General features: G+C 44.8%; 14 protein-coding genes. 1 reads left to right on the top strand and 13 read right to left on the bottom strand.

What is annotated here, in order from left to right:
* The first annotated feature begins 191 nt into the window (after nucleotides 1-191).
* A complete protein-coding gene (locus IOD06_RS11360; RefSeq protein WP_194620978.1) occupies nucleotides 192-1,199 on the top strand; it encodes an NAD(P)-dependent alcohol dehydrogenase in 1,008 nt (335 codons plus the stop codon).
* 141 nt (nucleotides 1,200-1,340) lie between these two features.
* On the opposite strand, the gene IOD06_RS11355 is transcribed toward IOD06_RS11360, so the two are convergent.
* The 13 genes from IOD06_RS11355 to hisF all read right to left on the bottom strand — a co-directional run bounded on the left by IOD06_RS11355 (nucleotide 1,341) and on the right by hisF (nucleotide 17,792).
* Complete coding sequence (locus IOD06_RS11355) at nucleotides 1,341-1,748, bottom strand: MerR family transcriptional regulator (protein ID WP_194620977.1); 408 nt, start codon at nucleotides 1,746-1,748, stop codon at nucleotides 1,341-1,343.
* A gap of 422 nt (nucleotides 1,749-2,170) precedes the next feature.
* Entirely contained in the window at nucleotides 2,171-2,944 is a 774-nt protein-coding gene (locus IOD06_RS11350) for an STAS/SEC14 domain-containing protein (protein ID WP_194620976.1), read from the bottom strand.
* A gap of 138 nt (nucleotides 2,945-3,082) precedes the next feature.
* On the bottom strand, nucleotides 3,083-6,181 hold the full coding sequence (locus IOD06_RS11345) for an efflux RND transporter permease subunit (protein WP_194620975.1): 3,099 nt from the start codon (nucleotides 6,179-6,181) through the stop codon (nucleotides 3,083-3,085).
* Nucleotides 6,178-7,314 (bottom strand): efflux RND transporter periplasmic adaptor subunit, encoded by a 1,137-nt coding sequence (locus IOD06_RS11340; RefSeq protein ID WP_194620974.1) that lies wholly within the window; start codon nucleotides 7,312-7,314, stop codon nucleotides 6,178-6,180. The genes IOD06_RS11345 and IOD06_RS11340 overlap by 4 nt, the downstream gene beginning before the upstream one ends.
* Nucleotides 7,315-7,460: 146 nt before the next feature.
* The gene (locus tag IOD06_RS11335; RefSeq protein WP_194620973.1) at nucleotides 7,461-8,270 is read right to left on the bottom strand and encodes a MipA/OmpV family protein; all 810 of its coding nucleotides are present in this window, start codon (nucleotides 8,268-8,270) and stop codon (nucleotides 7,461-7,463) included.
* Nucleotides 8,271-8,386: 116 nt separating this feature from the next.
* Complete coding sequence (locus tag IOD06_RS11330) at nucleotides 8,387-9,031, bottom strand: TetR/AcrR family transcriptional regulator (RefSeq protein ID WP_194620972.1); 645 nt, start codon at nucleotides 9,029-9,031, stop codon at nucleotides 8,387-8,389.
* A 406-nt stretch (nucleotides 9,032-9,437) separates the two neighbouring features.
* A complete protein-coding gene (glmS, locus tag IOD06_RS11325; RefSeq protein ID WP_194620971.1) occupies nucleotides 9,438-11,282 on the bottom strand; it encodes a glutamine--fructose-6-phosphate transaminase (isomerizing) in 1,845 nt (614 codons plus the stop codon).
* A gap of 15 nt (nucleotides 11,283-11,297) precedes the next feature.
* Nucleotides 11,298-12,674, bottom strand: a complete 1,377-nt coding sequence (gene glmU / locus IOD06_RS11320) for a bifunctional UDP-N-acetylglucosamine diphosphorylase/glucosamine-1-phosphate N-acetyltransferase GlmU (RefSeq protein ID WP_194620970.1) — start codon at nucleotides 12,672-12,674, stop codon at nucleotides 11,298-11,300.
* A 522-nt stretch (nucleotides 12,675-13,196) separates the two neighbouring features.
* The gene (locus IOD06_RS11315) at nucleotides 13,197-13,778 is read right to left on the bottom strand and encodes a phosphatidylglycerophosphatase A (protein ID WP_194620969.1); all 582 of its coding nucleotides are present in this window, start codon (nucleotides 13,776-13,778) and stop codon (nucleotides 13,197-13,199) included.
* Between the two features lie 3 nt (nucleotides 13,779-13,781).
* Nucleotides 13,782-14,813 carry a thiamine-phosphate kinase gene (thiL, locus tag IOD06_RS11310; protein WP_194620968.1) on the bottom strand — a complete coding sequence of 344 codons (1,032 nt, stop codon included), beginning with the start codon at nucleotides 14,811-14,813 and terminating at the stop codon, nucleotides 13,782-13,784.
* Nucleotides 14,814-14,815: 2 nt separating this feature from the next.
* Nucleotides 14,816-15,928, bottom strand: a complete 1,113-nt coding sequence (gene nusB / locus IOD06_RS11305) for a transcription antitermination factor NusB (RefSeq protein ID WP_194620967.1) — start codon at nucleotides 15,926-15,928, stop codon at nucleotides 14,816-14,818.
* Between the two features lie 261 nt (nucleotides 15,929-16,189).
* Complete coding sequence (gene ribE, locus IOD06_RS11300) at nucleotides 16,190-16,711, bottom strand: 6,7-dimethyl-8-ribityllumazine synthase (RefSeq protein ID WP_194620966.1); 522 nt, start codon at nucleotides 16,709-16,711, stop codon at nucleotides 16,190-16,192.
* 298 nt (nucleotides 16,712-17,009) lie between these two features.
* Complete coding sequence (hisF, locus tag IOD06_RS11295; protein WP_194620965.1) at nucleotides 17,010-17,792, bottom strand: imidazole glycerol phosphate synthase subunit HisF; 783 nt, start codon at nucleotides 17,790-17,792, stop codon at nucleotides 17,010-17,012.
* Nucleotides 17,793-17,805: the final 13 nt, after the last annotated feature.

The raw sequence follows: 17,805 nt of genomic DNA, 5'->3' as shown, positions 1-17,805 counted from the left end.
CAAGTACGAGGCTTTGTATTATGATAGTCTTACAACTATTGGCTTGGATGGTGTAACTTAACCAATCTTTGGTCAGGCCAGTTCAACTTATCGACAACCCTTTTTGAATGGGAAAAATTTGAATCGTTAGAAACGACTGGCTCATTTGTTATGAGCGCTCTTCCATAAATACTATTAAATAAGGAATAATGATGATTAGTGCATATGCAGCAAAAGAGAAAGGCGGCGAGTTTGTGCCTTATCAATATGATCCTGGCACCTTAGGCGATCACGAAGTAGAAATCGAAGTACATAGCTGCGGTGTCTGCCACAGTGATCTTTCTATGTGGCAAAACGAATGGGGTATGACCGAATATCCGTTTGTCGGTGGTCATGAAGTTGCAGGTAAAGTCCTTGCAAAAGGCAAGCACGTAAAGCATCTTGAGCTTGGCGATAAAGTCGGTCTTGGTTGGCATAAAGGATATTGCAACATTTGTGATCTATGTATCGGCGGTGACCATAACCTCTGTGCTAAGCAGGAAGGAACCATCATTGGTAACCATGGCGGCTTTGCAGATAAAGTACGCGCAAAAGATACCAGCGTTATCAAAATTCCTGAAGGGCTTGATTTCAATGCGGTAGGGCCACTGCTGTGTGGCGGTATCACGGTATTTAACCCGCTAATGCAATACGATATCAAACCAACCTCTAGAGTAGCGGTTATCGGTATCGGTGGTCTGGGTCATCTTGCGCTTCAGTTTGCTAATGCGTGGGGCTGTGAAGTGACAGCATTTACCAGCGAATCAAAGATGGAAGAAGCAAAAGAGTTGGGTGCTCATCACTCTTTAAACTCAAGAGATGAGAACGAAATCAAAAAAGCAGCGGGCTCTTTTGATTTAATCATATCAACAGTGAACGTTGATATGAATTGGGATGTCGTTATTAAGACGTTGAGACCAAAAGGTAAGCTGCATTTTGTTGGTCTATTAGAAGCGCCGTTAGAGATAGTGGCTGCGCCAATGATCATGGCTCAAAACAGCCTATCAGGCTCACCAGTCGGCTCACCGTCGACCCTGCGAAAAATGCTGGATTTTGCTGCTCGACATAATATTCAGCCAGTGACTGAAACTTATAAAATGTCTGAGATAAATGAAGCATTTGAGAGACTAGAAAGCGGTAACGCTCGCTATCGAGTGGTATTAGAAAGAGATCAAAAGTAATTAATCTCCACTAATTACAACTGTCGTGGTGACAATTCATCTTATAGATGGAGTGTCACTGCGCCTCTGTTTTAGCACTTTGACCACTTTTCTTTGAATGACGAAGGGTCACTGCGTCTGCTGTTGGCAATCGCCAATGCATTACTGAATATTTGCTTTGCCAATATTATCTGATTTCATTTCTTTTAAAGCGGTATGGCGCGCACTAAGTTGATTAATCACATTGATTAAATTGATTTGTTGACGCTGCGCTTGAGCAATCTTTTCGGAAATCACATCCATTTGCTTATCAATATCGAGAGTGCCATCGTAATAATCATTCAACCAGACTTTAAGTTCGTTGAGATTAAAACCGACTGCTTGTGCATTTTTGATCAGGTCGATACGCTCGACACATTCTGGATGAAACTCAGTGTATAGGCGCGAACCTGCTTGGCGCTTACGGGATCTTAGTAAACCCATATCATGGTAATGGCGCACAGTGTCTTTGGTGGTATTGGCTTGCATCGCCAACGTTCCTATTAATAAAAATGACGTGTCAGATATCATATAGTAACCTCAAAAACTAGTAACCTCAAAAACATAGTGTCCATTTCACTCTAGACTGTTATGTCTACCTTTAGTCGTATTTGCTTAAAAATATACCGAGACTGTTATATACCGAAACTGTCATTAGATGAACAGTGTCAGCAGCAAAAGTATCGCTAATATGCTCAATATTGCTATCGCCGATAGTAAAGCCCATGTTGTTTGAGCATGTTTTCTGACCATTTGATGGTGTCCTAAATCATATCAATAGAAAATAAGTTCAGTAATTTTAAACATTGAGAACATATCAAGACGCTTCTAAAGTAAGCATTTAAATGTCTCATTGAGCCAATATTATTATTAGTTCGACTTACAAATAGAGCAGCCCTTTTTTTGAAGAGCTGTTAGTAAAAGCAAATATGTCAGTTATCGTTCTATAAAAGCTATTTCACCAGCTCAGCATCAAGCCAAGCAAGCGCCTCATTTTCCTGATCGGCAGTAAAGGTTTTGATGTCCACTTTTGGAAAAACTGGGTTCATCGTTTCAATGAATGTACACATCCAGCGCGGTGCGCCGACGATAGCGTAGCGCTCTAGCTTTTTCATAGCAGCTACTTTCATGGATAGTAAACCGCTGCTGTGTATAAGGATAGAGGGATCGAAACCATCAAAGTTTTTCATTCGGGCAAGCAATCTTACCGTGTCATGATCATTAAGGAATTGCTCAAGCTTTTGCGTGACGCTTGGCATTTCACTTGAGGACAATACACCGTCCACCTCAAAAGCGAGCACGTTGTCTTTATTCGTAGGCAAGAAACGAATGGCGCCACGCTTTTCTATAGGCTGCTCGGATTTCTCAGCTGCCCAGCTTAAGGCGTATTCTTTCTCACTTGAAGAAAATACTTTCATCTCTAACATCGGCAGTAGTCGATCAGCGATTGAGATAGCCGCTTTCGGCCATTCTTTATCTGACACAAAAGCACATCTATTCAGCTGTTTCATGTGACTAAATAATTCCATGTCCGCTTTAGTTCCTTCTACGATCGAATTCGTGGTCATGTCAGTGAGCTCTGTGATATCAATATAGAGACCAATTTGATCATGCTCTTGTAGCTTTTTTTCCAAAATATGACGATATTCTTGTAGGCCTTCGCCAGTCAGCGTTCCATCGAGGGATAGGGCGATCACATGATCTGGAGCGGTTATTTGTTTTAACATAATTTTATCCTTATATTATATTTATCAACTTTCAAATTTTGCAAAACCCAGCAGACAGCAGGTATTTTTTAGCCGCTGGCTGCTAAAGGCTTTGCACGTAAACGCTCGAGAGAGCGAATGCTTGTATTAAGTAAGTGATTAATCGTGTTCGTTATTTTCTCTTTTCGTTGTGACTGGCTCCAGATTTTTCTCTGGTGGCAGCTCAACCAATTTAGCCAGCTTTGGTTTTATCCATAGTTCAAAGTCTTCGATCAACTCATAGACCACGGGTACCAAAATAAGCGATAACAATGTCGAGCTAATCAGTCCTCCAATGACGGCAATAGCCATAGGCGCACGGAACTCTGATCCTTCGCCCAGTGCTAGCGCGGTAGGAACCATCCCCGCCGCCATGGCTATCGTTGTCATCACGATTGGACGTACACGCTCACGGCAAGCCGAGAGTAATGCCTCTCTTTGTGATGCACCTTTATTTTCAGCTTCAATGGTAAATTCAACCAATAAAATTGAGTTTTTAGCTGCCAATCCCATGAGCATCAATAAGCCAATCAGTGCTGACAAATCAAGCGAGCTGCCTGCTATCAGTAAGCCCAAAAATGCACCCGCTAGTGATAAAGGTAATGCCGCTAATATCGTAATTGGCTTAAAGAAGCTCTTGAATAACAGCACCATCACGCCGTAGATGAGACCGATACCCGCCAATATGGCAATACCAAAGCTAGAAAAAAGCTCATTCATGGTTTCACTATCACCAAAGGCAGGTTGAGTCACGTCAGAGGGTAGGTTCTGGAGAGTATCTAGTTGATCAATGGCGGCTGTTGCTTCTCCCAAGGTCACGCCATTGAGCTGTGCTTCAATAGTGGCACGACGCTTACGATCATAGCGATCAATACGTGATGCACCCGGTTGGAAACTGAGATCAGCCACTGCTGACAAAGGAACTGAGGTTCCGTTAGAGGTTGGTACTTCTAGGTTTCCAAGGGTCTTTAAATCGGTACGTGCGCTATCAGGCAAGCGCACACGAATAGGCAGGCGCTGATCACCTGTATTGAATTTGGCAGTATTGGAATCGACATCACCAAGGGTGGCGACACGAATCACTGAGCCAAGCGTACTAGAGGTAATACCCAGACGAGCTGCTTCAGCTGGTTTGGGCGTTATAATCAGCTCCGAGCTGGGTCTAGGTGTCACTTGATGCACGTTACTAAGCTCGGCAAGCTCACGCATTTCGCGTTCAAGCTTGAGAGTCGATTCAGATAACGCATCAGCGTTTTCACTGGCTAAAACAATTTGCAGCGTGGTACTACCGCCGCCGCCAGCCTGACCAAAACCGATACGCACGTCAGGAACGCTCAGCAATAGAGCACCTAGTGAGCTTTGGAAAGATTGTGTTGATTGTGATCTTTCTTCTGTAAGCATTACCGTTGCTTGCCCAGAGCTCACATCACCATTACTAGAGTTTGAACCGATCGAGGTAAATACTGTTTTTACCTCGTCTAAAGCAAGCAATTTTTTGGTTAGGACATCATTACTACGGCGCATGTCATCCAAGGTTGCCCCAGGCGCGCCTTCAATAGACAGTTGAACAATACCGTTATCTTGTGGCGGTGTCACACCTGTTGGTAGCAGAGTGGCTAGAAAAACAGAGCCGCCGAGTAGCAATCCAGCTAGACCAAGTGATGTCCAACGGTACACGAGCGCAAGATCTAGCACTGTGCGGTAAATACCTTTAAAGGGTTTTGGTTCATGTGGTTTGGTTGATGGCTTTAATAAATATGCAGCCATTAAAGGGGTCAACAAGCGAGCGACTAACAGTGAAAATAATACTGAAATAGCAACCGTGAAACCGAACTCTTTAAAGAACTGACCGGCAAAACCACCCATCAATGATACTGGTAAAAATACAACGACAATCGTTGCTGTGGTTGCTACTACTGCTAGCCCAATTTCATCTGCCCCTACCAATGAGGCTTCATAAGGACTTTGACCTGTTTCAATACGCTTTTGAATATTTTCTATCTCAACGATAGCATCGTCGACCAAAATACCAATAACTAACGTTAGAGCGAGTAGGGTAATCATGTTTAAGCTAAAACCCATCCAACTCATCACCGCAAAGGTCGGAATGAGAGAAATCGGCATAGCTGCAGCGGCAATGAGCGTCGCGCGCCAGTTACGTAAAAACAGAAATACTACGATGGCGGCAAGCAACATCCCTTCTATCAAAGCGCTCAGAGTAGCCGTAAAACTATTTTGTGTACTAGTAGCTGTCGATACAATGCGCTCAAATTTTACATCAGGATAGTCTTTTGCCAACTGGCTAGTGGCGCTAGCAATGGCATCTGCTACCGCAACATCAGAGGCGGCTTTGGTTTTTTTGACTTGAAAGCCAACGACCGATTGACCGTTTAGAGAAGCAAATCCACGTCTTTCGGCCGCACCACTAGAGACAGTGGCAACATCAGAGAGCTGAACAGTATTGCCACTGATACTTGGAATGACCAAGTTATTTAGTGCTTGTACCGATTCGGCCGCGCCAAGTACGCGCACCGTTTGTTCGCGCTCACCAATTTCAGAACGTCCACCAGGCACATCGGTGCTTGATGTTCGTAATGCATCATTGATATTGGGTGCTGTCAAACCTAATGCTTGCAGACGATTGGGGTCGAGTGTGACATTAATCTCTCGGTTGATACCACCAACCAAATCGACTTGTGCGACCCCTTCTTGCGTAATTAACTGACGCGCGACGGTATCCTCTACAAACCAGCTAAGCTCGACATCCGTCATCGTTTCGGTAGAGACGGCATACGTGACGATAGGTGCTGAGTCTATATCAAAACGCTGTACGATAGGTTCTTCAATACTAGACGGCAGACTGCTTCTGATGCGATCAATGGCTGAACGAACTTCGTCCGTTGCTTTTTGTGCATCTTCACCAATTTCGAACTCAATCGTACTGGATGACAAGCCCTGTGTGACAACGGATTGCACATGTTTGACGCCAGAGACATTGGATACGGCAGCTTCAACGGTACGAGTAATCTGAGTTTCAACTTCGCTTGCTGCAGCACCTGATAAGGTAACGCTGACTTGGACAATCGGAAATGAGACGTCTGGATAAAGTTTAATAGGGAGAGCGCGGTAACCGCTCATCCCTGCAATCATGAGTACAATGAATAGGAGGACAACTGGGATTGGGTTGCGAATTGCCCATGCCGAAATGTGCAAATTCATGGTGTCACCTTTGTGGCTGGTGCAACCTTGTCTGATACAGCGTCAGGCTCATTTGCTTTATTGATTGGATTGACTGCATCACCATTCAGCAAGAAAGCACCACCGCCAAGTGCAACACGAGTACCGACGGCTGGTCCGTTTTTAATTTCAACAAAACCATCGGTTCGAGCGCCAGTTTCTACCATAACACGCCGTGCTAAATTGTCTTTATCAATGACGATTAATAGCGCACCACTGGCCTCAAACTGTACGGCTTTTTCAGGAACAGCAGGGACAGGTGTAGAAACCTGTTGAAAGACAACTTTCGCATAACCACCCGCTCTTAGCTCAGGGTGGGTTGGAAGCTGTACCCGCACATGACCCAGTTTTGTTTCTGGATCGATACGAGGTGATAGTAGTCTCACTTTACCTTGTAACTCAGCGCCCGATGGTAATATGACCGTTGCAGCTTGACCAATAGTAATAGTAGCAAGATCATCTTCAGGTACTTCAGCATCCATTTCAATTAAGCTATTGCTGGCAAGACGAAACATAGGTTGCGACTGCCCTGAGACATCTCCAAGACGCACGATGCGCTCAAGTACAAACCCATTTACTGGAGAGCGTACTTCCATAAGGTTGCGCTGTGTTTGTAATTCATTTAATTGGGCTTGAGCCACCTCAACCCCAGCATCTGCATTCTTCGCTTTAGCCACTCGGGTCGCAATCTCTTCCTCTGAAAATGCACCGATGTCTTCATAGCCTTTGATGCGATCAGCTTCAGCGCTTGACTGGTTTGCAAGGGTTTTAGCTTGAGTCAGATTGGCTTCCGCTTGAGCGATTTTGGCTAAGAGTAGACTTGGATCAAGACGAGCCAATACCTGATTTTTCTTAACGGTTGACCCTTCATCGACCAGCAATTCGGCTACTCGATAGCCTGATATCTCGGAACCAACTGCCACTTCTTGGCGCGGTAACAGCAATCCAGAAGCAGTCACACTTCCAGTCATAGGACGTAATATGACCGTATCTACGCTAACCGTCCGAATACTCGATTCTTCCGACTTGGTATCGATAACCTCAGGTTCTTTTGAACATGCCGCTGTCAAAGCCAGTACGACACTAAGTGGGAAAGCCCAGTATTTAATATTCATTGTAATTCTCTATGTTTTGCTATGTTTTAGGGCTTATTGGGATGTACTATTACAACCACCTATTAGTGCCTGAAGTAACTGCTCTGAGCGTTGTAGCACATCAAATCTAACGCCTGTTGTTGCTAAAAATATCATCAGCTTTTTTATCAGAATTTGTAGCCGACACTAGCGCCTACTAGACCACCAGTACGTGATGTGGTAATTGGGCTATCTGCCGCTTCACTACCAAGCTGATAAACCCCTGCATTTAACGTCGAAAATACTTTCGGTGTATAGATATGAGTCCAAGAGGCACCCACACCATAACGTCTGATACCAGCACTGGCATCATAAGTAGCAAGGCCAGAGCTATTCGATTGCTCTGGTGTGACACCAAAATACCCCTCCATGATGTCTTGATCCGCCCAATTTATAGAGGCATCAAAATTGAGGCTGTCTTTAGGGCCTAAAGGTAGCGCATAACCAACCCCTAATTTAAGTTCAGTGCCACTTACATCACCACCTAAGCCTTGCTTAATGGTGCTATTCACAGAAAATGGCTTTAGATCCCATTTCACAAAAGCGCCTAAATTGGCGCTTGGATCAATGTCACCAAGTCCTTTTAAGCGTTCGTGGTCGCTCTCGTCACGCCCAGGTTGGTAAGAAAGAACAGGCCCGATAGATAAACCCTTTTTGGTCGATAAGTCATAGCCTATGCCGCCAAGCGCACCCGCAAAAAAACGACCATTACGATAATTAATCAGTGGCAAAACACTGGTCTTATAATCTTCTGATCCCTCATATTCTGGTGAGTAAGCCAAACCAGCACCCACTGTAAAATTCGAATCACTTTTATTACTGGCGTTCGATTCTGACTGAGCGATAGCCGCCGTACTCATTCCTAGAGTGGCGAGTACCAGTAATGTAATAGCAGATGGGTACAGTGAGTTTTTTAAGCTTTTTGCATGCGGGTTCATGATTGATTTCTCTTTTAAGACTGTTGGTCTATATATGACTGTTGGTCACGGTTAGGTAAAAAAAAGCGTGTATAGGTCGGCGTGCTAAAAATTTAAAATGGGGTTAATAGTGTTACTTAGTCTTTAGTCTGCGGGATAGGCTGGTTATGATGTACCAATCCAGCGATCATAAAACTCGTTACTTCTTCCAAATGTTGCTCATGATCAATGTCGCCAAGATAACCGCTCCATATGAGCTGTATCGCGCCCCAAAACATTGACTGGAGGCCAAAAATTAGCAGATTGATCGGTTTGTTTGGAAACAAGCCCTGTTCAATACCTTCAACCATAAGTTGGTGGGTAAAAATACTGACTCGTGATTCAGCTTCTTGCATCTCGGTCAGTAAATTACTAGGCAGTTGCGCGCGAAATTCAGCTCGGCTGCAAAACATGAATACTCGATGCAGCTCTTTACTAGATAAGTGCATCTCCCATGCCGCGCGAATATAACAGCTAAGCCGGTCGAGCACAGGCATCGACTGATCGAGAAGACCTATTTCACTTGCCATGCGTTTTTGAAAGCGAATGGCGAGTCGTACATAAATCTCATTTTTACTTTCAAAATGCTTATAAATAGTGCCTTTACCGACCTCAGATTTTTTTGCAATCTGCTCAACAGTGACTTGTTCCCAGTCATCTGACCCAAACAGACTCAAAGCGGCATCGAGAATTTCCTGACCGCGTTGTTCGAATTCGCGAATCTTGCGCTCTTGAATACCCATAATCTACACCTATTCATGTTGTGACTGCTGGTCATTGTATAGACTGGCAGTCATAGTAACAAGTATTTCTATAAAAATGAATATATATATTTATCATTTTTTTGAAGAGAAGCCTTCGATCTCATCGAGATAGTGAACGCTGATTGATTAGGGCGTGTTGAACATTCGCGAATCAGTGCCATGGTCGAATGTTCAACACGCCCTAAACTCTCTCAAGTTCAAGTTTATAGATTTTATAGTAGAGGTCAGTTTTTTGAGCGCATAAAAAACCCCTGCTATTGAATCGAAAATAGCAGGGGTGAATATCTAAGCAAGAGGATGATACTTTATTAATCAGTATGATAGGTAATTACTCAGTATGATAGGTAATTACTAAATGACAATTTTTACTATCTAAACGTAAAAATTATTCAACCGTAACACTTTTTGCAAGATTACGCGGCTGATCGACGTCGGTTCCGCGCATGACTGCCACATGATACGACAGCAGCTGTACTGGCACGCTATAAACGATAGGGGCAAGCGTCTCGCAAACATCGGGTACATATACTACATGCAAACGATCTTCTGCGACCATTTGACTGGCTTCACTGGCGAATACGAATAGCTCACCGTGACGCGCATGAACTTCTTGCATATTGGCTTTAAGCTTATCGAACATACTGTCTTTGGGTGCAAGCACCACGATAGGCATATCCTTATCGACCAACGCTAATGGGCCATGTTTAAGCTCACCAGCGGCATAACCTTCTGCATGAATATAAGAGATTTCTTTGAGTTTTAACGCGCCTTCCAAGGCGATTGGGAATTGAAGACCACGACCTAGGAACAGGCAGCTTTTCTTATCTTCAAAGCTTTCACTCATGGTTTTGATAGGCGCATCTAGGTTTAAGCTGGCATGCAGCTGACCAGGTAGCTGTTGTAACTCACCGAGCAATGTGCTCAATCGCTCGCCAGTCATACGTTGCTGAACCACCCCAACCTTTAATACCAATAGCATTAATGCCACCAGCTGCGTGGTAAAGGCTTTAGTAGACGCCACACCAATCTCAGGTCCCGCGAGGGTCGGTAAGAAAATATCGGTTTCACGTACCAATGATGAGGTCGGTACATTACATAAGGCTAAGCTAACTAGCCCTGCTGGGGTTTGTTTCTGAGTATCACGTAGCGCTGATAAGGTATCAGCCGTCTCACCAGATTGAGAAATACAAATGACCAGTGTGTCATCGACGACGACAGGGTTACGATAACGGAACTCACTGGCTACTTCGACTGAGCAGGGCACCCGTATCAGACTTTCGAACCAGTATTTGGCTACCATGCCCGCATGATAACTGGTACCACAAGCGAGGATTTGCACATGGCGAATATCTGCTAATAGCACTTCGTGACGCTGCAAAAAGTCATCGCGTAATTTAGAGGTTTCACTATTATTTATGGCCATCTCGATAGTACGTGCCACTGCGTCCGGCTGCTCATAAATTTCTTTGAGCATATAATGCTTAAACTCACCTTTATCCGCATTATGTTGGGCGGCATCAATCTCATGTATCTGGCGTTGCACTTCAACACCCTCTGCATAGACCTTAATGCTATTGCGAGTCAGCTTTGCAATGTCACCTTCTTCTAGATACATAAAGCGGTTGGTGACGGGTAATAGCGCCAACTGATCGGAGGCGATAAAGTTCTCACCGATACCCACACCAATGACCAAAGGTGAGCCTAAACGTACGGTAATTAGCTCATCTGGGCAATCGATATGCACAATACCAAGCGCAAATGCACCATGGAGTAATGGAATAACCGCACGAACCGCTTCTAATAAATCAGGCGTGTTTTTATAAATATCATGAATCAGATGCGCAACGACTTCGGTATCAGTTTGCGAGGTGAATTCATAGCCCTTAGCCATTAATTCTTCTTTTAGCTCGGCATAGTTCTCAACGATACCGTTATGCACCACGGCAATCTTGCCTGATACGTGCGGATGGGCGTTACGTTGTGCAGGTTCGCCATGCGTGGCCCAGCGGGTATGCGCAATACCAATATGACCATCAAAAGCGTCTGGATTAACCGCGACAGCATCGACCAATGCCTGTACTTTGCCGACTTGGCGCTCGCGGTGTAGCTCACCATCACGAATGACTGTCAAACCAGCTGAGTCATAGCCGCGATATTCTAAACGTTTAAGACCTTCAAGCAAGATATTGGCGATATTACGCTCAGCGACTGCCCCAACTATTCCGCACATAAGTATTCCTTAAATTTATTTTTTGATTGGACGCTGAAAGTCATTTTTTTGCACTTGACGCGCGCGACCAAAGGCTAATGCTTTACTATCAACATTTTTAGTAATCACAGAGCCTGCCGCAACCGTTGCGGTATCTCCAATGGTGACTGGCGCGACTAGGCTGGCGTTAGAGCCGATAAAGGCATTGTCTTCGATGATAGTCTGCGATTTATTGACACCATCATAATTGCAGGTAATGACACCAGCGCCGATATTGACGTCTGTACCGACGGTTGCGTCACCGACGTAGCTTAAGTGATTGACTTTACTGCCTTGACCGATGGTCGATTTCTTAATTTCTACAAAATTACCGACCTTACTGTTATCAGACAATACCGTCTCAGGACGCAAATGGGCAAAAGGTCCTACATCAACACCTGCACCAATCTCGGCGCGATCAATCACACAGTACGGTTTAATATGACAGGCGTTACCAATTTGGGCATTTTTGATGACACAGCCCGCTTCGATATAAACGTTATCACCCAAAGTACAGTCGCCTTCGAACACCACACCGACATCGACGAATACGTCTTGACCAGCTGTTAAGGTGCCACGAATATCAACGCGGCTCGGATCAGCAAACTGCACACCAGCTTCTTGCAAATCGGCAACCAGTTTACCCTGCCATGTGCGCTCTAAGCTGGCCAGCTGTTGACGGTTATTGACGCCTTCAATCTCAAACGTATGCTCAGGCTCAATCGCGGCAATCGTAATACCATCAGCGACGGCCATTTTAACGATATCAGTTAGATAATACTCTTGTTGTGCATTATCGTTAGAGAGCTTTGGTAGATATTTATGCAATAGGGCATTGTCGACGCAATAAATACCGCTATTAATCTCTTGGATGCTTTGCTCATCGGTGCTGGCGTCTTTTTGCTCGACGATGGCTTCGATATTGCCTGCTTGGTCACGCTTGATGCGACCCAATCCAAACGGATTGTCGACAGTAAGTGTCAGCATCGACATACCGTCAGTATTAGCCACCTTTAATGCCGCTAGTGTCTGGCAGCTTACCAATGGCACATCACCATATAGAATGAGGCTTTGCCCTGATTTTGGCAAATCAGACAAGGTCACTTTAACGGCATGTCCTGTCCCTAACTGTTCAGTCTGGGCAACCCAAGTAATTGAGGATTGGGTGTATTGGTTAGCAATTTCTGATTTTACTTGCTCGCCACCAAAACCATGAACGATGATAGTTGCATCAACAGTCAGCTGGTGACAGGTATCTAATACGTGACTTAATAAAGACTTACCGGCCAGTGTCTGTAGCACTTTTGGCTTGGCCGATTGCATGCGCGTGCCTTTACCAGCAGCTAGGATAATTACAGAAAGAGGAGAGGTCATAGTAGCTCGTTAAATGTAACAAAATATAATTTATGATTATAGCGCAAACGCCAATGCAAAAAAACGCAATGCCGTGCAAGCTTTGTAACTTAAGGTTATACAAAGGGTTATATAGTCAGTCATACAAAAAAGCCTAACCGCGTATCTGCTTATGTAGGGTCTGTTGAACATTCAAATATTAGGACTGCTGATAGCTAAAATCGCACCAAACTAGGCGTAAACCGACGATAATGTCGAGACCTTAGCTAGTTTTACAACAACGTTTGGTGCGATTTTAGCATCAGCCTTTCAGGGCAAGGCTATTTTTTGCCAATACATGGCGAAATTGTCTACCCTAGAACGACTAGGCGTCAAAAATTTCACTGCGTATTGTCTAAAAAATAGCCACTGCCAGTACCACATTTGAATGTTTAACAGACCCTAGTCGGTTCAATATAATTTAGATCCCAGAAAGGCAAGTGAAAGTACTAGAAATAGTGGATTAAGCGAGCCTGACACCGTATCTGATCTATAGAGGATTGACTACAACAGCATACCGAGCATTACAACGAGCCATACCGCTGCCGCCATTACGCCAGCAATAATATCATCAAGCATAATACCGAGACCACCGGCGACTTTTTTGTCTGCCCAACCGATCGGTGGTGGCTTAATAATGTCAAAAAAGCGAAATAGTACAAAAGCGATGATAATTGCAATGATAGATAAATTTTGTGAAATGTCTTGCCAAAAACTGGCAGTAGACACCCCCATGTAAGAAAACGGTAGTAAAGTAATCCAAATGCCTGCCCATTCATCCCAAACAATATGCGGATCGTCATGACCTTGCATCAGCTTGGAGGTACGACCACATATCCAAATGCCAATGAGGCAGGACAAGATGGTAATAATCAAAAATGGCACAAAGCCTAAGCTCATTAGAGGTATGGCGACGATTAAGCCACCAACGGAACCCCAAGTGCCGGGAGCACGGCGTGGCAAGCCACTACCTAAACCAATGCCGAGCCAATAAACCACACGATCAAGCAGGCTAGCATTTACGGGCAATGGAGGGCAGTCATTGGCTTTGCTAATGTCAGGCTTAGATAGGTCGTGATCAGTCATGGATTAGCCTGTGAAGTGTTGGTAGCCGGTAAGGGTGGGCCATGTAGAAAACGGCGCGGGATGAGTCGGTGTGACTGGCTGTCCTTGATAAAATAACTCAGGACGTAAAGCGGTCGATGTGTTTGTGTCTGTGTCTTTATGATTTGTCCTCGCAGTCACCTCACCGATACAGGTGACTAGCGTGTTGCCCGTAGGTGGTTCAATATGCGCAGGCAAAGTAAAAGCCAATTCATAATCATCGCCACCCGCCAGCTGACACAATAAGCGCTCAGACAAATCTACGCTTGCCAATGGTTTGCTAGTAGGTAGAAGCTCCAGATTAAGCCGCATACTAACGCTGCTTTGTTGGCAGATATGGCCAAGATCTTGATAAAGACCATCAGAGATATCTATCATCGCGGTTGCACCGATTTTTGCCAGTGCTGCCCCTAAGGCAATACGCGGGGTAGGCATATGCAAACGATGGGCAAGCTCTACGCCTTGAGCACTGTTAGGATGTTGCAGGGCATAGCTGGCATCGCCGAGTGACCCTGATACGTAGACTTTATCACCAACTTGCGCACCTGAGCGGTAGACAGCTGGCGTGTCTGCGGCAAGTAATCCTTGCGCGCTAACACTCAATACTAAATTATCGCTGCGCGTGGTATCACCGCCAATAAGGGTAATCCCGAATAATTGGCAGGCATGAAACAAGCCTTTGGCAAATTCAGTCAGCCATTGCTCGTTCACTAAACGTTCAGGCAATGCTAATGCTAGCAGTATACTATGCGGTGTTGCGCCCATAGCGGCAATGTCTGAGACGTTAACCGCGACGGCTTTATAACCAATCGCAAATGCCAACTCGTCAATGTGTTGCCAGTCGGCATGAAAGTGACGACCTTGAACCAGTGTATCAATACAGCTGACCAAGCGCGAGCCTGCAGGCAATGCTATGACAGCTGCATCATCGCCGATACCTTTTTCGATACCGATTAATGGTGCATGTGCCGCTTGCATCTGTGAAAATATGCGCTCGATCAGCTCAAATTCATTCATGGTTAGTCTTGGCTTTTCGTATCAGTGTCGTCTGTTGCAGTAACATCTGACACATTAGTATCTGATGTGGTCTCTTCTGAGTCAACATTGAGAATATTAGAGTCCGTTAGACCAGTATCCGCTGTGGTATTTTCTACATTGCTGTCGTCATTGACAGCGTCAGCAGCTACCGCTTCTTTTGCAGGCTGTTCATCAACGACGATATCTTTTTCAACAATGCTTTCTTCAACAATATTCTCTTCTACAATAGGTTCTGCCGCAGTAACTGTTTCAACACTGTCGTTTTCAACCGTGTTTTCGGCAGCATCTTTCTTACTCGCCTTAAAGTCACTAATATTTGCACTGGCTTTACTAACGCTACTACGTTTGACGGTAGCATTATTGGCGCTGATACGTGGTTTGTTTGAAGCAGTGAGTGTTTCTTCCATAGCATGGGTATCGGCACTGTTATCTGTATCAGCTTCTACTACCGGTTTAGCAGCCGCTTTTTGTGAGGTGCGTAGATTGGCTTTACTATCTGCTTCTACTTCGGTAGCGCGCAGCTCAACTGCCATTTTGTCAAGGACGGCATTAATTAGTTTATGGGCGTCAGTGGCACCAAAGTGATTATTCAGCTTCATCGCTTCGTCAAGCACGATTTTATAAGGGATTTCTAAACGGTTTTGCAGCTCGTAAGAACCAATCAAAAGAATAGCGTGTTCAACGGTATCGAGTTTATCAATTTCACGATCGAGATACTGACTAATAAGCGCATCTAGCGCCTCAATCTGCTCAGGAATATCACGCATCATTTCATGATAATAGCCGATATGTACGGTATGCATGGCATTGGTCGCGCGCGTACGGGCAGCGATATCATGCGGTGCATTGGCCTTCCAGCCAAGCTTGCCGTCTACATCAAAGCGACGATCAGTGACGAGCCATTCGTATAGACCTTGCATCGCAAAGCGTCGCGCTTTACGGATAGCGGTGTGACTGGTCTTGTAAGAAGACTCACTCATATCGAAGGTTTGATCACCCGCACTGCTGCTCGCAATACGCGTGGCTTCAGCTTGACTATCATTGGTTTGGGCGGTTTTCGCAGCGTTAATAGCGCGCTTGAGTTGGTCAGTCATAGAGGGTCTATACCTAGTTTTAAGATAAGAAGTTTTAAAATAAAATGTTAAATAGTAGTCGGCTGGCAAATTTACCAGACAGTTTTAGATACTGCTGTTGAACATTTAAATGACATAATTAGGGCTATCGCAGTAACCATAGCCCTAACAGATTTAATCAACAATAATACTTATCAATAACAATGCTACTTATCGATAAAGAATGGTGCTGAATCGTGATTCAAAAATATTCAAATGCTAATGAATAAGCAACGCGTTCAATTAAGCGTCATCATTATCGTCATCGATGTCTAGCTGTGATAGCACCGCAATCATCTCTAGCACGACCATAGCGGCTTCAGAGCCTTTATTACCGGCTTTCGTACCAGAACGTTCAATCGCTTGCTCAATGCTGTCGGTCGTCAATACCCCATTCGCGACTGGGATATTATAATCAATCGCAACGCTGCTTAGGCCTTTGGCTGATTCACTCGCGACAAAGTCGAAATGCGGCGTGCTACCACGGATAATCGCGCCTAACGCAATGATGGCATCAAAACGGTCTGATTCAGCAGCGCGCTGAGCAACCAATGGCAATTCGAAAGCACCAGGAACGCGAATAACGGTAATGTTGCTACCCAATACACCATGACGAAGTAGGGCGTCGATTGCACCATCTACCAATGATTCAACGACAAAACCGTTAAAACGACCAACCACGATACCAATACGGGCATCTTCATTCTGATGTAAGTTACCATCAATATGAGTCACGTCATTGCGTTGCTGTTGTAAATTCGACATAAAAATATCCTTCGCCTAATGGGCTTTTAATTAAAATGTAGGAGTAGCTAAATATAATGATAGAGTCAAATAATACCAAACCCAAAAAGTACGATTAGCTGTGTCAAACTTGTTTAGTCTACAATGTGTAGTACTTACACTCGTTTTCCTTGCTATTCTAATTTTTGTGAATGGTATAACTTATTTGATTGGTTATCACGTAAACGAATTGACCGTTAAATGAACGAAAACCAAATGATAATAAGCAGTTAGCGCTATGATAACATTTTTTCTAATTTATTTGCATTTTACAAACGTATTACAGGCGCATCTGTATCCCTTGCGCTGCCATATATTCTTTGGCTTCCTGCACAGTGTACTCACCGAAGTGAAAAATACTGGCGGCAAGCACCGCATCGACGCCGCCCTCTAGCACGCCTTCTGCTAAATGCTGTAGGTTGCCGACGCCGCCTGAGGCAATAACAGGTACGTTAACGCGGCTGGTGATTTGTTGCATCAAAGCCAAATCATAGCCTTTTTTGGTGCCATCACCGTCCATCGAGGTGACTAGCAATTCGCCAGCGCCGAGAGCAGCCATTTTGCTTGCCCAAGCAACCGCATCGATGCCCGTTGGCTTGCGACCACCATGGGTGAAAATCTCCCAACGCGGCAGGATGATGCCATCAACTTCAATATCCGCAACGCGTTTGGCATCGATAGCGACGACGATACATTGATTGCCAAATTTTTGTGCCGCTTCGCCAACGAATTCTGGGGTAAACACTGCGGCTGAGTTGATCGCGACTTTATCCGCGCCAGCATTGAGCAAGTTACGGATATCAGCGATTTTACGCACGCCGCCGCCAACGGTTAATGGCACAAATACCGTTTCTGCCATACGCTCAACCGTATGATAAGTGGTATCGCGTTCGTCGTTGGTGGCAGTAATGTCCAAAAAAGTAATCTCATCTGCGCCTTGTTCGTTGTAGCGTTTGGCGACTTCAACAGGATCGCCTGCGTCTTTGATATCGACAAATTGCACACCTTTGACCACACGGCCATTATCAACGTCCAAACAAGGAATGATACGCTTTGCTAACATAGGGTCTTTCACC

This window comes from Psychrobacter sp. N25K4-3-2, from assembly GCF_015351755.1.
Classification (GTDB): domain Bacteria; phylum Pseudomonadota; class Gammaproteobacteria; order Pseudomonadales; family Moraxellaceae; genus Psychrobacter; species Psychrobacter glaciei.
The sequence above is the reverse complement of the archived record's forward strand: the minus strand, read 5'-3'. Positions and strand labels throughout refer to the sequence as shown.